This is a genomic window from Pseudomonas taeanensis MS-3 (genome assembly GCF_000498575.2).
Taxonomy (GTDB): Bacteria; Pseudomonadota; Gammaproteobacteria; order Pseudomonadales; family Pseudomonadaceae; genus Aquipseudomonas; species Aquipseudomonas taeanensis.
Genome location: NZ_AWSQ01000006.1, coordinates 36643 through 50573, shown reverse-complemented (window position 1 = coordinate 50573; position 13931 = coordinate 36643). Strand labels below are relative to the sequence as shown.

General features: G+C 59.8%; 10 protein-coding genes. 6 read left to right on the top strand and 4 right to left on the bottom strand.

What is annotated here, in order from left to right; all coding sequences use genetic code 11:
• Positions 1 to 271 precede the first annotated feature (271 nt).
• From TMS3_RS18135 to TMS3_RS18120, 4 genes are all read left to right on the top strand, one after another.
• Entirely contained in the window at positions 272 to 919 is a 648-nt protein-coding gene (locus TMS3_RS18135) for an MBL fold metallo-hydrolase (protein ID WP_025166711.1), read from the top strand.
• A 114-nt stretch (positions 920 to 1033) separates the two neighbouring features.
• Positions 1034 to 1690, top strand: a complete 657-nt coding sequence (locus TMS3_RS18130) for an OmpA family protein (protein WP_025166710.1) — start codon at positions 1034 to 1036, stop codon at positions 1688 to 1690.
• Positions 1691 to 1865: 175 nt separating this feature from the next.
• Positions 1866 to 5636, top strand: a complete 3771-nt coding sequence (locus tag TMS3_RS18125; RefSeq protein ID WP_025166709.1) for a CHASE domain-containing protein — start codon at positions 1866 to 1868, stop codon at positions 5634 to 5636.
• A gap of 50 nt (positions 5637 to 5686) precedes the next feature.
• Entirely contained in the window at positions 5687 to 7840 is a 2154-nt protein-coding gene (locus tag TMS3_RS18120; RefSeq protein WP_025166708.1) for a putative bifunctional diguanylate cyclase/phosphodiesterase, read from the top strand.
• A gap of 17 nt (positions 7841 to 7857) precedes the next feature.
• Here TMS3_RS18120 and TMS3_RS18115 read toward each other — a convergent pair whose 3' ends face one another.
• From TMS3_RS18115 to TMS3_RS18100, 4 genes are all read right to left on the bottom strand, one after another.
• On the bottom strand, positions 7858 to 8766 hold the full coding sequence (locus tag TMS3_RS18115; protein ID WP_025166707.1) for an acyltransferase: 909 nt from the start codon (positions 8764 to 8766) through the stop codon (positions 7858 to 7860).
• Between the two features lie 251 nt (positions 8767 to 9017).
• Positions 9018 to 11111 (bottom strand): phosphate acetyltransferase, encoded by a 2094-nt coding sequence (pta, locus tag TMS3_RS18110; RefSeq protein WP_025166706.1) that lies wholly within the window; start codon positions 11109 to 11111, stop codon positions 9018 to 9020.
• An 86-nt stretch (positions 11112 to 11197) separates the two neighbouring features.
• Positions 11198 to 12382: an acetate kinase gene (locus TMS3_RS18105; RefSeq protein ID WP_025166705.1), complete on the bottom strand. Its 1185-nt coding sequence runs from the start codon at positions 12380 to 12382 to the stop codon at positions 11198 to 11200.
• Positions 12383 to 12733, bottom strand: a complete 351-nt coding sequence (locus TMS3_RS18100) for a DUF3565 domain-containing protein (RefSeq protein ID WP_029866492.1) — start codon at positions 12731 to 12733, stop codon at positions 12383 to 12385.
• Between TMS3_RS18100 and TMS3_RS18095 the strand changes: the two genes are divergently transcribed.
• Entirely contained in the window at positions 12702 to 13187 is a 486-nt protein-coding gene (locus TMS3_RS18095) for an FKBP-type peptidyl-prolyl cis-trans isomerase (RefSeq protein WP_025166703.1), read from the top strand. The genes TMS3_RS18100 and TMS3_RS18095 overlap by 32 nt on opposite strands.
• A 147-nt stretch (positions 13188 to 13334) precedes the next feature.
• A complete protein-coding gene (locus tag TMS3_RS18090; protein ID WP_025166702.1) occupies positions 13335 to 13817 on the top strand; it encodes a glutathione peroxidase in 483 nt (160 codons plus the stop codon).
• The last annotated feature ends 114 nt before the right edge of the window (positions 13818 to 13931 follow it).

Here is a 13931-nt window from a genome sequence, read left to right as displayed (position 1 = left end):
AGGCAGTACCTGCTAGGCACCACATCGCATTGAATCACGCCTGCACGGGGGAGTAATTCAGCCTTCTCGGCCTCCAGGCTGATTTGGGCGATACCAACCAGACAATGCACACGCCTCGCCACTTAACGGTACGAGCAATTCAGGAAGTTGCTGACTCCGCTTGGCGCTGTGTTTCCTCACATTACGGCCACTCATCCCCCTTGAATGAGATCGCGCACTGACGAAGTGGACAGGTAAGCTAACCAGCGATTATCGCACCGAGGAATAACCGATGAGCACCGCCGCTTCACCTGAGCTGATCCGCGAAACCTTCCCCGTCGGGCCTTTGCAGTGCAACTGCACGATCATCGGCGACCCCGTGACTAAAAAGGCCATGGTGGTCGACCCAGGTGGAAATCCCGAGGTGATCATGGCGCGCCTTGAGGCCCTCGGCTTGCGCGTCGTCAGCATCATTCATACGCATGCCCATCTCGACCACTTTCTTGCCTCCGGGCAGATGAAGGAGTTGACCGGCGCGACTCTACATCTGCACAAGGAGGATCAATTCCTCTGGGACAACCTGGAAATGCAGTGCCGCATGTTTGGCGTGCCCTACACTCCGGTGCCGGCTCCTGATCAATGGTTGGCCGACGATCAGGCGTTGGATTGTGGCTGCGGCGTGGCGCTGCATACGCCGGGGCACACGCCTGGTTCGATGAGCTTCTGGTTTCCTCAGGCTAAGCTGCTGATCGCCGGTGACACCTTGTTTCGTCGCGGAATCGGGCGGACCGATTTGTGGGGTGGTGATCAAGCCACTATCGAACGCTCGATCAAGCAACGCTTGTACTGCCTGGATGAGGATGCCACGGTGGTCACTGGGCATGGGGCGGATACCAGTCTGGGTGAGGAAATGCGCGAAAACCCTTTCGTGCGAGCCTGAGCATGCCTATTTCGCAGCTTGTGGCCTGACTACAGGGGAACTTAAGCCCAGACTTAACGCTCGAAGGCCTTGGCGGAAATCTGTCTCAATACGAAGAAAACAAGGGAAGTATTCATGAATAAATTGCGTAATTTGGCTTTTGCAGCGGCCGGTCTTACTCTTCTAGCGGGTTGCACCAACAATCCCTACACCGGCGAGCGTGAAGCGGGCAAAGCGGGGATCTACGGCGGAGTTGGTGCGGTGACGGGGGCCGTTATCGGTGCAGCTACCTCAAGCAAGAAGGATCGCGCCAAAGGTGCGCTGATTGGTGCGGCAGTGGGTGGCGCTGCGGGCGGTGGGTATGGCTACTACGTCGATACCCAGGAGGCCAAGCTGCGCCAGACCTTGCAAGGTACTGGCGTACAGGTGCAGCGCAATGGCGATGATCTGAAGCTGATCATGCCGGGTAACATCACCTTCGCCAGTAACTCGTCCGATATCTCCAGTGGTTTCTATCCGACCCTGAACTCCCTGGTCACAGTGTTCAAGGAGTTCGACAAGAACGGTATCGACATTGTTGGCCACACCGACAGCACTGGCTCAATGGAGCTCAATCAAAATCTGTCGAACCGTCGTGCACAAAGCGTCGCGTCGTACCTGACCAGCAACGGCGTACCGGCGCAGCGGATTTCGTCCTACGGTGCAGGCCCGAGCCAGCCGATCGCCAGCAACGCCAGCGAGGCTGGCCGCGCGCAAAATCGCCGCGTCGAGATCAACTTGCGGCCGCAGTAAGCCATTTTCGACCCAACAAGCCTGTTGCGCTGTGGTTTGTTGGGTCGCTAGCTGTGAAATCTGTGCTGGCACTAGGCCGGTCATCCAATTCCTGACTATTATGCTTTCGAGGGCTGTGTTTGCCTTCGGGAGAGGCAGCTATGTGGCTGCCCGTTATGGATGACTTGGAAAGCCCATGGACGACAGATCTAGCGCTATTTCCCAGAAAAATTGGCTGCCTCTCGGGGTCACCCTGACGCTATTGTTGGGGTTCGGCGCACTCAGCGTCTGGCTGTGGCAGAGCTTCGAAACCCGCAATCAAGAGGATGTTCAGCAACGATTTCAGCTCGAGGCGCAAGATGTCGGACAGCGGGTGATTACCCGCATGCGTGCCTATGAAATGGTGTTGCGGGGAATGTCCGGTCTACTGCTCGGCAGCGAGAGTGTCTCGTATCAAGAGTGGAATCGGGCGGTCGATCAGCTGCAGTTGCATGATCGCTATCCTGGCATGCAGGCGCTGGGGTGGTCGCGCTACCTGAAACAGGAGCAGCTTGCCGATTTTCTGGCTGGCGTCCAGTCTGCCCAACGTAGCGACTACAGTGTGTTCCCTTCGGGGCCGCGTGATGAGTACGTGCTGATTGATTACATCAGTCCGCTCGACTGGCGCAATCGGCGCGCCCTGGGCTATGACATGTTCAGCGAGTCCGTGCGCCGGACAGCGATTGAACAAGCCTTGAGTAGTGGTGCCGCGGCCTTGACTGCACCGCTCACCCTCAAGCAGGAAACCGACGCGGATGTGCAGGGCGGGGTGATGTTGTACCTGCCGGTGTTCCAGTCGGGTCTGCCGTTGAACAGCGCAGACGAGCGGCGTGAGGCATTGCTTGGCTTCGTCTATGGGGCGTTTCGCAGCCATGACTTGATGGCGGGGATCCTGGGGCCGCAGAGCCGTCTGTTCGATATCGCGATCAAGGACCTGTCCGCCCCGGACACCGTACTACTGAGCGCCGATCGGCCGGCCGCCGCGTTGCCACCGCGTCTGCGGCAGACCCTGGAGTTGCCACTATTCGGACGAACCTGGGTGCTGGAGGTGGGCAGCACCGCCGTTTACGAATCTACCTTGGGCAGCCGAAACAGAACCTTCAGTTTGTGGATGGGGCTGATTGCCAGCGGTTTGTTGGCGCTATTGATCGGCGGTTACCTTTACCTGCGCGAGCGCGAGCTGGATACCAGTCGGTTGGCCACCCGTCAGTTGCGCGAACGCGAAGAACGTTTCCGCCTGCTGATCGAGCAACTGCCGGTTGCGACTTTGCTATGCAATGCCGATGGACGCATCGAGATGGCCAACCGCAGCGCCGCAGAGTTGCTTGAGTGCCCAGCCGAAGCCCTGGTGGGTGAGCGAGTACGGCGCTTCCTACCAAAGCTGGATAACCTCGGCGAGCTGGCCAAGGAGGGCGATAGCCTGCTGATGGACAATGATTATGAGGCGCGCAGTGACAGTGGAGTCAGTGTGCCAGTGACGTTGAGTCTGAGCCTACTGGCCGATTCGAGGGGGGCCAATTACGTACTCAACCTGATTGATTTGAGAGCACGAAAAAGTGCCGAAGAGCGTTTCCGCCTAGTGGTCGAGGCCTCACCCCACTCGATTGTCTTGATTGACCAGGCTGGGCAGATTGCCATGGTCAACCAGCAGACTGAGCAGATGTTTGGCTTCACGCGCCAGGAGCTTCTGGGCCAATCGGTGGAAAAGCTGTTGCCTGAGGAGTTGAGTGAGGTTCATATGGGGTTGCGCCGCGGCTATCAGGAGAACCCCGAACCGCGGCGCATGGGCAGCAACCGCGATCTGTTCGGCCAGCACCGTGATGGCCACCGGATTCCCCTGGAGGTTGGGCTTTCGCCAATCCGCAGTGGCGAGCAAGCGCTGGTACAGGCGGTGATTATCGACATCAGCGAACGCAAGGCGGCAGAGCAACGCCTGCGCGACCAGGCTGAGCAGTTGACCCTGGCCAACCGTTACAAGTCCGAGTTTCTGGCCAACATGTCCCATGAACTGCGCACCCCGCTCAACAGCATCCTGATCCTCAGCGATCAGCTGCGTCTGAACAGCGGCGCCACCCTCACGGAGAAGCAGGTCAAGCACGCAGATATTGTCCATCGTGCTGGCAGCGACCTGCTGCAGTTGATCAACAGCATCCTCGATTTGGCCAAAGTCGAGTCCGGGCGCATCGAACTCAAGCAGGAACCGCTGAGTCTTCAGGAACTGCTGGTAGAACTGGATGCCAGTATGCGGCCTATGGCGGAACTCAAGGGATTGCGCCTGCATTCCGAGCTGCAGGTCGAGGTGCCGCGGGTGGTGCATACAGACCGTGCAAGACTGCAGCAGATCCTGCGTAACCTGTTGTCCAATGCGTTTAAGTTCACCGAGCAGGGCGAAGTGAACCTGATGGTCGCGTGCGAGCCAAACGGTGGTGATGACTCGTGCGTGCAACTGCTCTTCAGCGTGAGCGATACCGGTATCGGCATCGCCGCCGAGCAGCATGAACAGATATTCCAGGCGTTTCAGCAGATCGACGGCTCCACCAGCCGGCGTTTTGGTGGCACCGGGCTGGGCTTGGCGATCACCCGGCAGTTGGTGCTGGCCATGGGCGGTGAGGTCAGTCTGCAAAGCGCGCCTGGGCAAGGCTCCTGCTTCACCTTGCGTCTGCCGGTGCGAGTAGAGCCTCTGGTCGCGGGTGCTGAAAATGCTGAGCCGCCGCAACGAAGCGGCGTGGGGCCAGCGGTGTTAATCGTCGAAGATGACCGCAACTTTGCAACGGTGATCATCGAGGCGGCGCATGCCCATGGCCTCACCAGCGTGCACTGCCGCACGGGTTTGCAAGCGCTCAAACTGCTGGAAGAGGAATCTTTCAGCGCAGTGATCCTGGATATCCTGCTTCCTGATATCAGTGGCTGGCAGCTGTTTCGCCGTTTGCGTGGCCAGGCCAGTCACCGCAGTACTCCGGTGCACATCATTTCCTGTGTGCCACAACCGGTCGGCTGGAATGATGACGGTACTCATTATCTGGTTAAACCCATCGACCGTAGCGACCTTGAGCAGGTCTTCGTCGAACTGCAGGGCAGCAACCAGCCTGTGGCCCAGACTCTGCTGCTGGTGGAGGACGTCGAGGTCGAGCGTGAGCATTACCGTGAGCATCTGCAGCAATTAGGGTTTGCCGTGACCATCAGCAGCACCGGCGAGGGGGCGCGTAAAGCTTATGCTGCCGGGCAGTTCTCGGCTCTGGTAATCGATCTCGATCTGCCTGATCAGGATGGCTTCGAACTGCTGGATAGCCTTGACCGCCAGCGTCCGCTGAATGGTACTCGGGTGGTGATCAATACCGGTGTGGATGTGACCCAACAGGCTCTGCAGCGGCTCAGACGATACTCCGCCGTAGTGGTGCGCAAACATGGTGAGGATATGCAGGAGCTGGACCTCGCCGTGCAGGGCTTCCTCGACAGCGTGAGCGATCCCGAGCGGAACATATTGACGCAGCCGCTTAGCCAACCACTGACGGGCCTGCGAGTGTTGTTGGTAGATGACGATGTGCGCAATGTCTATGCTCTGACGGCATTGCTCGATGAAATGGGGGTCAAGAGCACTGCGGCCAAGGATGGGCTGGAAGCCATCGAGCGTTACCCGCAAGAGCCTTTCGACCTGATTTTGATGGACATGGCCATGCCTAATATGGACGGCTATACAGCGACTCGGCTGCTTAAGCAGGAACATCACTGCAACATCCCGATCATCGCCCTGACGGCCCATGCGATGAAGGGTGATCGCGACAAATGTATCGCTGCCGGCGCCGATGATTATCTGGCCAAGCCGATCAGTCGTGATGAGTTGCTTGGCACGCTGCTGCGCTGGCTAAGTAGCAGCGAGATGCCGTTTAGCGCGTCCGGCGCCACTGCAATACTTGAGGAACGGCCCTGACTGGCTGAGTTCATGTAGGCAAAGGTTATTCATGAGCAAAGGAGTTGTACATGGCTCAGGCGCAGATTAAAGCGGTCCGAAGTTCTCAGGTTCTGCTCGTTGTGGATGATCGTCAGGAAAATCTCGTGGCGATGGAGGCGTTGCTTGACGAGGGAGATTGGCAGTTGCGTTGTGTCAGCTCCGGTGAGGCCGCCTTGCAATGCTTGCTGGAGGAAAATGTTGGATTGGTGCTCCTGGATGTGCAGATGCCGCACATGGATGGCTTCGAGGTAGCGCGGTTGATGCGGGGTAACCCACGCACTCGTTTCACGCCGATAATCTTTGTGTCGGCCATCTCTCAGACCCAGGATGCTGTGCTCGAGGGCTATGCTACCGGCGCGGTGGACTTCATGCTGAAGCCCTTCGAGCCACAGGTTTTGCGTCAGAAGATTTACTCCCTGCTCGACCATGAGCGTCATCGCAGCGATCTTTTGCAGTTGACCCAGCAGTTGGATGGCGCGCGGGCCTTCAATGCCTCGGTACTGGATAATGCCGCTGAGGGCATCGTAGTGGTCGGCGAAACGGGCCTGATCAGTTTTGCCAACCCTGCGATGGCGCAGATGCTGAATTGCTCTGTGAGCGACCTGGAAGGTACTGCCATGTTGTCCTGGCTACTGACTCCAGAGGTCGCTTGTGCCTGGGGCGAGTCGGAGTTCTACCAGGCCTGGCGACGTCAGGAAACCTATCGCTTGCACGACGCCAGCCTCCGCCCACGCACTGGGGACAGTGTGCCGGTAGCCTTGTCCTGCTCACCTTTACCACGACTGCAGAAGGCCATGGTGATCATCGCTCTGGACATGTCGGTCGTGCGCAACCTGCATAACCAACTGGAATCATTGGCGGTCACCGATGCCTTGACCGGGTTGATCAACCGGCGTGGCTTTTACCTGGCCATGGAGTCGGCACTCTCACGTAGCAAACGCAGTGGTCGCTGCATGGCGGTGCTCTACCTCGATCTGGACGGTTTCAAGCGCATCAACGACTCGCTCGGTCATGACGCGGGCGATCAAGTGCTGCGCCGGGTCGGTGAGCAATTGAAACTCAGCCTGCGGCCCTACGACACGCTGGCGCGCATGGGCGGCGATGAATTTACCGTGTTAATCGACGGGCTGGGGCACCCCGAAGACGCGGCGCGAGTAGCGGAGAAGTTGATCGAACAGGTTTCGGTGCGGCATAGCCTGGACGGGATCGACTTCACTCTCGGTGCCAGTGTTGGTATCGCCTGCTTTCCCGAGTGTGGGCAGACAGTCGACGGATTATTGCGGGCCGCGGACATGGCCATGTATGAGGCCAAACGTGCGGGACGCCAACAATACCGGTTTTTTCTACCGGCAATGAATGGACGGGCGCGTTCCCGGCTGATGCTCGAGGAGGGCTTGCGCACGGCGATCGAGCACGATGATTTTCGCTTGGTGTATCAGCCGCAGGTGTATCTCGACAGCGGACGGTTGCGCGGCTTCGAGGGATTGCTACGCTGGGAACATCCGGTCGCCGGTACGGTTGGGCCCAGCGTGTTCATTCCGTTGCTGGAGGAAACCCGCCTGATCAACCGTCTGGGTGGTTGGATCTTCCGTCAGGGGATCCAGCAACGCAGCAGCATGACCTCGCACTTTGCCGATGACCTGGTGCTCAGTCTGAATGTCAGCCCCGTGCAGTTCGGCATGCCGCAGTTGGTCGATGACTTGCGTAGGGTGTTACAGGAACTTCACCTGGACCCGGCGCAACTGGAGGTCGAGGTCACCGAAAGCGCGCTGATGCAGGATGTCGAGGCCACTCAAGAGCAGCTGCGACAGTTGCGCATGCTGGGTGTGAAGGTCGCCATCGACGACTTCGGCACCGGCTATTCATCCTTGGCCTACCTGCGTCATTTCGAGCTGGACACGCTGAAGATCGACCGCTTGTTTATTGCCAATATGCTCGACTCTCCGCGTGATGCGGCCGTAGTCAGCACCATCATCGACCTGGGCCGGAATCTGGGGCTGGAGGTGATCGCCGAAGGGGTCGAGACCATGGCCCAGCGCGATTGGCTGGTTGCCCACCAGTGCGCGATCATGCAGGGCTTCCTGGTCGCGCCGGGTTTGCCGGCCGCGCAAGCGCAGCAATTTCCCGAACTATTGGATTGGTCAGCGTTGCCGCTGCCGTTCAGCCAGCCACCCGAGGCATAAGCGGAGGGCTGGTTGAGCTACGGGCGCGCGGAATATTGCCGATGCAACTCCGCCAGGGTGGCGTCCTTTTCTTGCCAGAGCTGATTGATCCATTGCTGGAACGCCAGGCGGTATGCCTCGTCGTTGTGGTAATCCTTGCCGAGGAAATCCTGGGGGATGTCCTGGAGCTGATAACGGATCACCACCTTGGGTACATCACCGCAGAGAAAGGCCCAAAAGCTCGGGCTGCCTGCTGGATAGTGGATGGTGATGTTAACCATGGACTTGAGCTGGCTGCCCATGGCATCCAGGACGAAGGCAATGCCGCCGGCTTTGGGCTTGAGCAGGTAGCGAAAAGGCGAGTTCTGCTGATCATGCTTGGCCTGGGTGAATCGAGTGCCTTCGAGGAAGTTGAACACGGCTACCGGCACATCGCGGAATTTTTCGCAGGCCTTGCGAGTGGTCAAAGTGTCCTGTCCCTTCTTCTCTGGATGTTTGGCCAGATAGGCTTTTGAGTAACGCTTCATGAAAGGGAAATCCAGCGCCCACCAGCACAGGCCAATCACCGGTACCCAGATTAACTCCTGCTTGAGGAAGAACTTGAAAAACGGCATGCGCCGGTTCAGCGTGTGCTGCAACGCGAGGATGTCGACCCAGCTCTGATGATTGCTGGTCACCAGGTACCAGCCGTCATACTTGAGTTGCTCGCGTCCGCGCAGGTCCCATTGGGTTTTTTGCGTCAGCCACATCCAGCCACTGTTGCAGGTGATCCAGGCTTCCGCCACCCAGTTGAGTACCTGGTTACAGACTTTGCGCACCGGCTTGAACGGTAAGCACAGCTTGACCAGTGCGGCGATAAACAGAAACCAGCACCAGATCAGGGTATTTGCGAAGAGCAACAGGGCCGCAAGGGTGCCCCGTACAGGGCCAGGTAGGAAGGACAGCATTGGGGCGGACGCCTTCGGCAAAGAGACGACAAGATCGCCTCGGATCGGAGGAAATACCCGCATTTTTGCTTGGCAGCGGGCTGGGTAGGGGCCGATGTTAACGATTGCCAACAGAACTGCAAAGCCCGCTGAAGAAACACGGCATGAGCCACAATAGCGCCTTTGCCGTTGCTGGAACCCATGCGGCTAAGGTGTCTCTAGTCTTTTGTCAGTCTGGCTGTCACAACATGCTCGGCGGGTAATCAGCGGGATTATTCAGCTAAATTCGCCGCCTGAATCGCCGTCAGGGCGATCGTATAGACGATGTCATCGACCAAGGCACCCCGCGAGAGGTCGTTCACCGGTTTGCGCAGCCCCTGCAGCATAGGGCCGACGCTGACGCAGTCGGCACTGCGTTGCACCGCTTTATAGGTGGTGTTGCCAGTATTCAGATCGGGAAATATGAAGACCGTGGCCTGGCCGGCTACCGAGCTGTTCGGGGCTTTCTGGCGCGCGACGCTGGTGATCGCCGCAGCGTCGTATTGCAAGGGGCCGTCGAGCAATAGATCCGGGTGGCTTTGCTTGGCCAAACGAGTGGCCTCGCGAACTTTGTCCACGTCGTCGCCGCTGCTCGAGTCGCCGGTGGAGTAACTGAGCATCGCCACCCGTGGAGGGATGCCGAAGGCGCTGGCCGAGGCCGCGCTTTGCACGGCAATTTCTGCCAGCTCCTCGGCATTCGGGTCCGGGTTGACTGCGCAATCGCCGTAGACCACCACCTGATCCGGTAGCAGCATGAAGAACACCGATGACACCAGTTTGTAGCCGGGTGCGGTCTTGATCAGCTGCAGGGCCGGGCGAATCGTGTTAGCGGTGGTGTGGATGGCGCCGGAGACCAGGCCGTCGACCTCGTCCAGGGCCAGCATCATGGTGCCCAGGACTACCGTGTCGTCCAGTTGCGCGGCGGCCATCGGCGCATTCAGACCCTTGCCTTTGCGCAGTTGCACCATCGGTTCGACATAGCGCTCGCGGATCAAGTCGGGATCGAGAATCTCCAGTCCCGCCGGCAGTTCGATGCCGTGAGCCTGGGCCACCGCCTGCACGTCTTCCGGCTTGGCCAGTAACACGCAGCGGGCAATACCACGCGCCTGGCAGAGGGCAGCAGCCTGCACGGTGCGCGGCTCGCTGCCTTCCGGGAGGACGATACGTTTGTTTGCGGCCTTGGCCCGTTGCACCAGTTGGTAGCGGAACGCCGCCGGGGACAGGTGCGGTTCGTTTGGGGTACCGCAGCGTGCGCGCAACCAGTCGTGGTCGATATGGCTGGCGACGAAGTCGGCGACCTTTTCCGCACGCTCCTTGTCATCCAGTGGAATCTCCTTGTTCAGCTGGCTGAGATTGGTTGCGGTGTCGTAGGAGCCAGTGCTCACGGTCAGCACCGGCAGGCCGCTGTGCAGTGCGCCACGGCACAGCTCCATGATTCGTGGATCGGGGGCGAAGTCGCTGCACAGCAGCAGGCCTGCCAGGGGCATGCCGTTCATTGCGGCCAGGCTCACGGCGAGGATGATGTCGTCACGATCGCCCGGTGTCACCACCAGCGTACCGGGCTTGAGCAATTGCACGGTATTGGCCACGGCGCGCGCACAAAGCACGATTTTCAGCACCCGACGTTGCTCGTAGTCGCCGGCGTTGAGTACCCGGGCATCGAGCAGGTCGGCGATATCGCGGGTGCGCGGGGCGTTCAACTCCTCCTGCCAGGGGATGCAGCCGAGCAGGCGGAAGTCGTCGGTCTTGAGCAACGGTGACAATTCGTGCAGGCGCTTGGCGAAGGCCTCAAGTCCCCCTTCGTTGCGCACCTTGTTGAGGATCACACCCAGTAGTTTCGGGTCCTTCGGCCCGCCAAACAGCTGGGCCAGGATCTCTACCCGGTCGGACAGTTCGTTGAGGCTTTCCTGCTCGGGGGCCGAGACCAGAATCACTTCGGCGTCCAGACTCTTGGCCAGGTGCAGGTTGACCCGCGCCGCATAACTGGTGTGCCGGGTCGGCACCATGCCTTCGACTATGACCACATCCTTATCGGCTGCAGCCTGTTGATACAGGCTGATGATTTCTTCGAGCAGGTCATCCAGTTGGCCATCGCCGAGCATCTGTTCGACATGTACCAGGCTCAGCGGTTTGGGTGAGTCCAGGCCATGGGTACGGGCGATCAATTCGCTGGAGCGTTCCGGACCTTCGTCGCCCGGATGGGGTTGGGCGATGGGCTTGAAAAAACCGACCTTGAGTCCGGCCCGCTCCAAAGCGCCGACCAAGCCCAGGCTGGTAGAGGTCAGGCCGACGCCGAATCCGGTGGGGGCGATAAAGAACGTATGCATGCGACTTCCTAGCTGAGGGCGACAGTATGGCGAGTGGGGTGGCAGTTATTCTGCCGGACTGATGCGGATGGGCTTTGGCGCTTGAATCAGTTAAGCAGCGCCAGGGTATCCAGAGCGATCTGCCGTTCCTCGTTGGTCGGCACCACCAGTACCCGAGGGTGGTCGTGAGCCTGAATGGGTCCGCTGGCTCCGCGAATTGTGCGCGCGTTGGCCTGTTTGTCCAGCTCCAGGTTGAGCAGCTTGAGGTGCGCCACGGTCTTGCTGCGAATCAGCGCTGAATTCTCGCCGATACCGCCGGTGAAAATCAGCCCGTCCAGCTGCGGCAGTGCGCAGCTCATGGCCGCGAGCGATTTTGCCAGGCGGTAGCAGAACACCTCAATGGCCAGGGATGCGCCGGCATGGCCCTGATCGCGGGCTTGCTCCAGGCTGCGCATGTCGTTGGACAGCCCGGACAAACCGAGCAGGCCACTGTCCTGATTGAGCATGTGGTCGATCTGCTCCAGGCTCCAGCCCAGGGTGCGAGTCAGGTGACCGTGCAGGTTGGGGTCGACGTCGCCACTGCGGGTGCCCATCACCAGGCCTTCCAGCGGCGTCAGGCCCATGCTGGTGTCACGACTCTGGCCGTTGACGATGGCGCAGGTCGAGCAGCCGTTGCCGAGGTGGGCCACCAGCCAGCTGCTGTTATCTATCGGAAGCTCGGCCATTTCTGCGGCGCGTTGGCTGACGAAACGATGGCTGGTGCCGTGGAAGCCATAGCGGCGCACGCCATGCTCCTGATACAGCGACTCCGGTAGTGCATAGCGGAACGCATGCGCGGGTAGGGTCTGATGGAAGGCCGTATCGAACACCGCAACATGGGGGGCGTTGGGAAACAGGTTCGTCGCCGCCTCTATGCCCAGCAGGTTGGCCGGGTTGTGCAGCGGCGCCAAAGGGACAGTGGCGCGAATGGCCTGTAGGGCGGCTTCGTCCAGGCGGCTGGCATTGGTGAAACGCTCGCCGCCATGCACCACTCGGTGACCGATACCGTGCAGCTTGCCCCCCGCCGCATCTTGCGCCAGCGGCAGCAACTGGGCGAGCGCGGCGCGGTGAAGGCCATAGGGGATTATCAGGCTGTCCTGCTCGCCGCCACGTTGCCAGTGCAGCACCGCATCGTGGCTGCCTAGGCGTTCGGCCAGCCCGCTGAGGGTGAATTGCGCCTGGTCTTCGTTGACCAGGGCAAATTTGATCGACGAACTGCCGCAGTTGATTACCAGGATATTGCGTGACGGCATTTACCCTTCCTTGTCTGTTTCGCTCAGGGACGCCACAGCCTCGGCGCTACACCAGCCACAGCTAAAGGGCTGGCCCAGGTGTTGACTGCGTTGCTGTGGGTCAAGCACCCAGGCACGACTCTGCCAGGGCGGCTGGTGACGCAGGTGTTGCGTATGACCACAGGACAAGACTGCCACCCAATGACCGTCTTCGTCCTGACGAAGATCAAGCAGGCGCACGCAGGTGCTATTCAGCCGTCTGTCTGCGCTCGGGTCGCTTTCGGGCGTTGCCTTGGTTAGACTTGCTCGTTCTTCTTTCTTTTGCAAAAGGTCTCGCCCCATGCTGATCGCCGCCAATAAGGCCGTCTCCATCGACTATACCCTGACCAACGATGCCGGTGAGGTGATCGACAGTTCTGCTGGCGGCGCCCCGCTGGTATACCTGCACGGCGCCGGCAACATCATCGGCGGCCTGGAAAGCGCCCTGGTTGGCAAGCAGGCTGGCGATGAGCTGGACGTCTCCGTCGAGCCTGCCGATGCCTATGGCGAGTACAGCGCCGAGCTGGTCGCGACCCTCAATCGTTCGATGTTCGAAGGCGTCGACGAGCTGGAAGTGGGCATGCAGTTCCACGCCTCCGGCCCGGACGGCAGCATGCAGATCGTCACTATCCGCGAGCTGGAAGGCGACGATGTGATCGTCGACGGTAACCATCCGCTGGCCGGTCAGCGCCTGAACTTCAAGGTCAAGGTCGTCGAAGTGCGTGATGCCAGCGACGAAGAAGTCGCGCATGGTCACGTGCATGGCGAAGGTGGCCATCAGCACTGATAACCAGCCTGCCGGTCGGCGTCGAAAACGACTTATGGTCGTCTCAACTGTTCTGCCGGCTGCTAAGCTGAGTTAAGAGAAAGGCGCCTTGGCAGGCGCCTTTTTTGTCCTCTGGGTGAAATTTGCTGCATTCTCAAGGAGTTAGTCATGAGTGCCTTTCACGACCTGAATCTGCGTGGGTTGGATGGCCAAGAGCTGCCGCTGGCGCCTTTCAAGGGGCAGGTGCTGTTGGTGGTCAACGTCGCCTCACAGTGTGGTTTGACGCCGCAATATGCCGGGCTGGAAAAACTCTACCAGCAATACCGGGCACAAGGTTTCAGCGTGCTGGGCTTGCCGTGCAACCAGTTTGCCGGCCAGGAACCGGACAGCGAGGAGGCCATCCGCGAGTTTTGCAGTCTGAACTACGGCGTGAGCTTTCCCTTGGGCAGCAAGCTGGAAGTCAACGGCCCTGAACGTCATCCGTTGTATCGCCTGCTGGCCGGCGAAGGGGCGGAGTTCCCAGGCGACATCACCTGGAACTTCGAGAAATTTCTGGTCGGTCAGGACGGCCGGGTGCTGGCGCGCTTTTCGCCCCGCACCGCACCGGATGATCCGGCCCTGATTCAGGCCATCGAAAAAGCCTTGAGTTGATCCCCTCCACTTGAAGTTGGGGGCATGCAGCGCCCCCGGCTGCGCTTTTTTCAGGCTTACCCGCATAGCGCCAGCCTTCTGAGCCTTAATCACCTCGATCAATAGTGCTGGGCT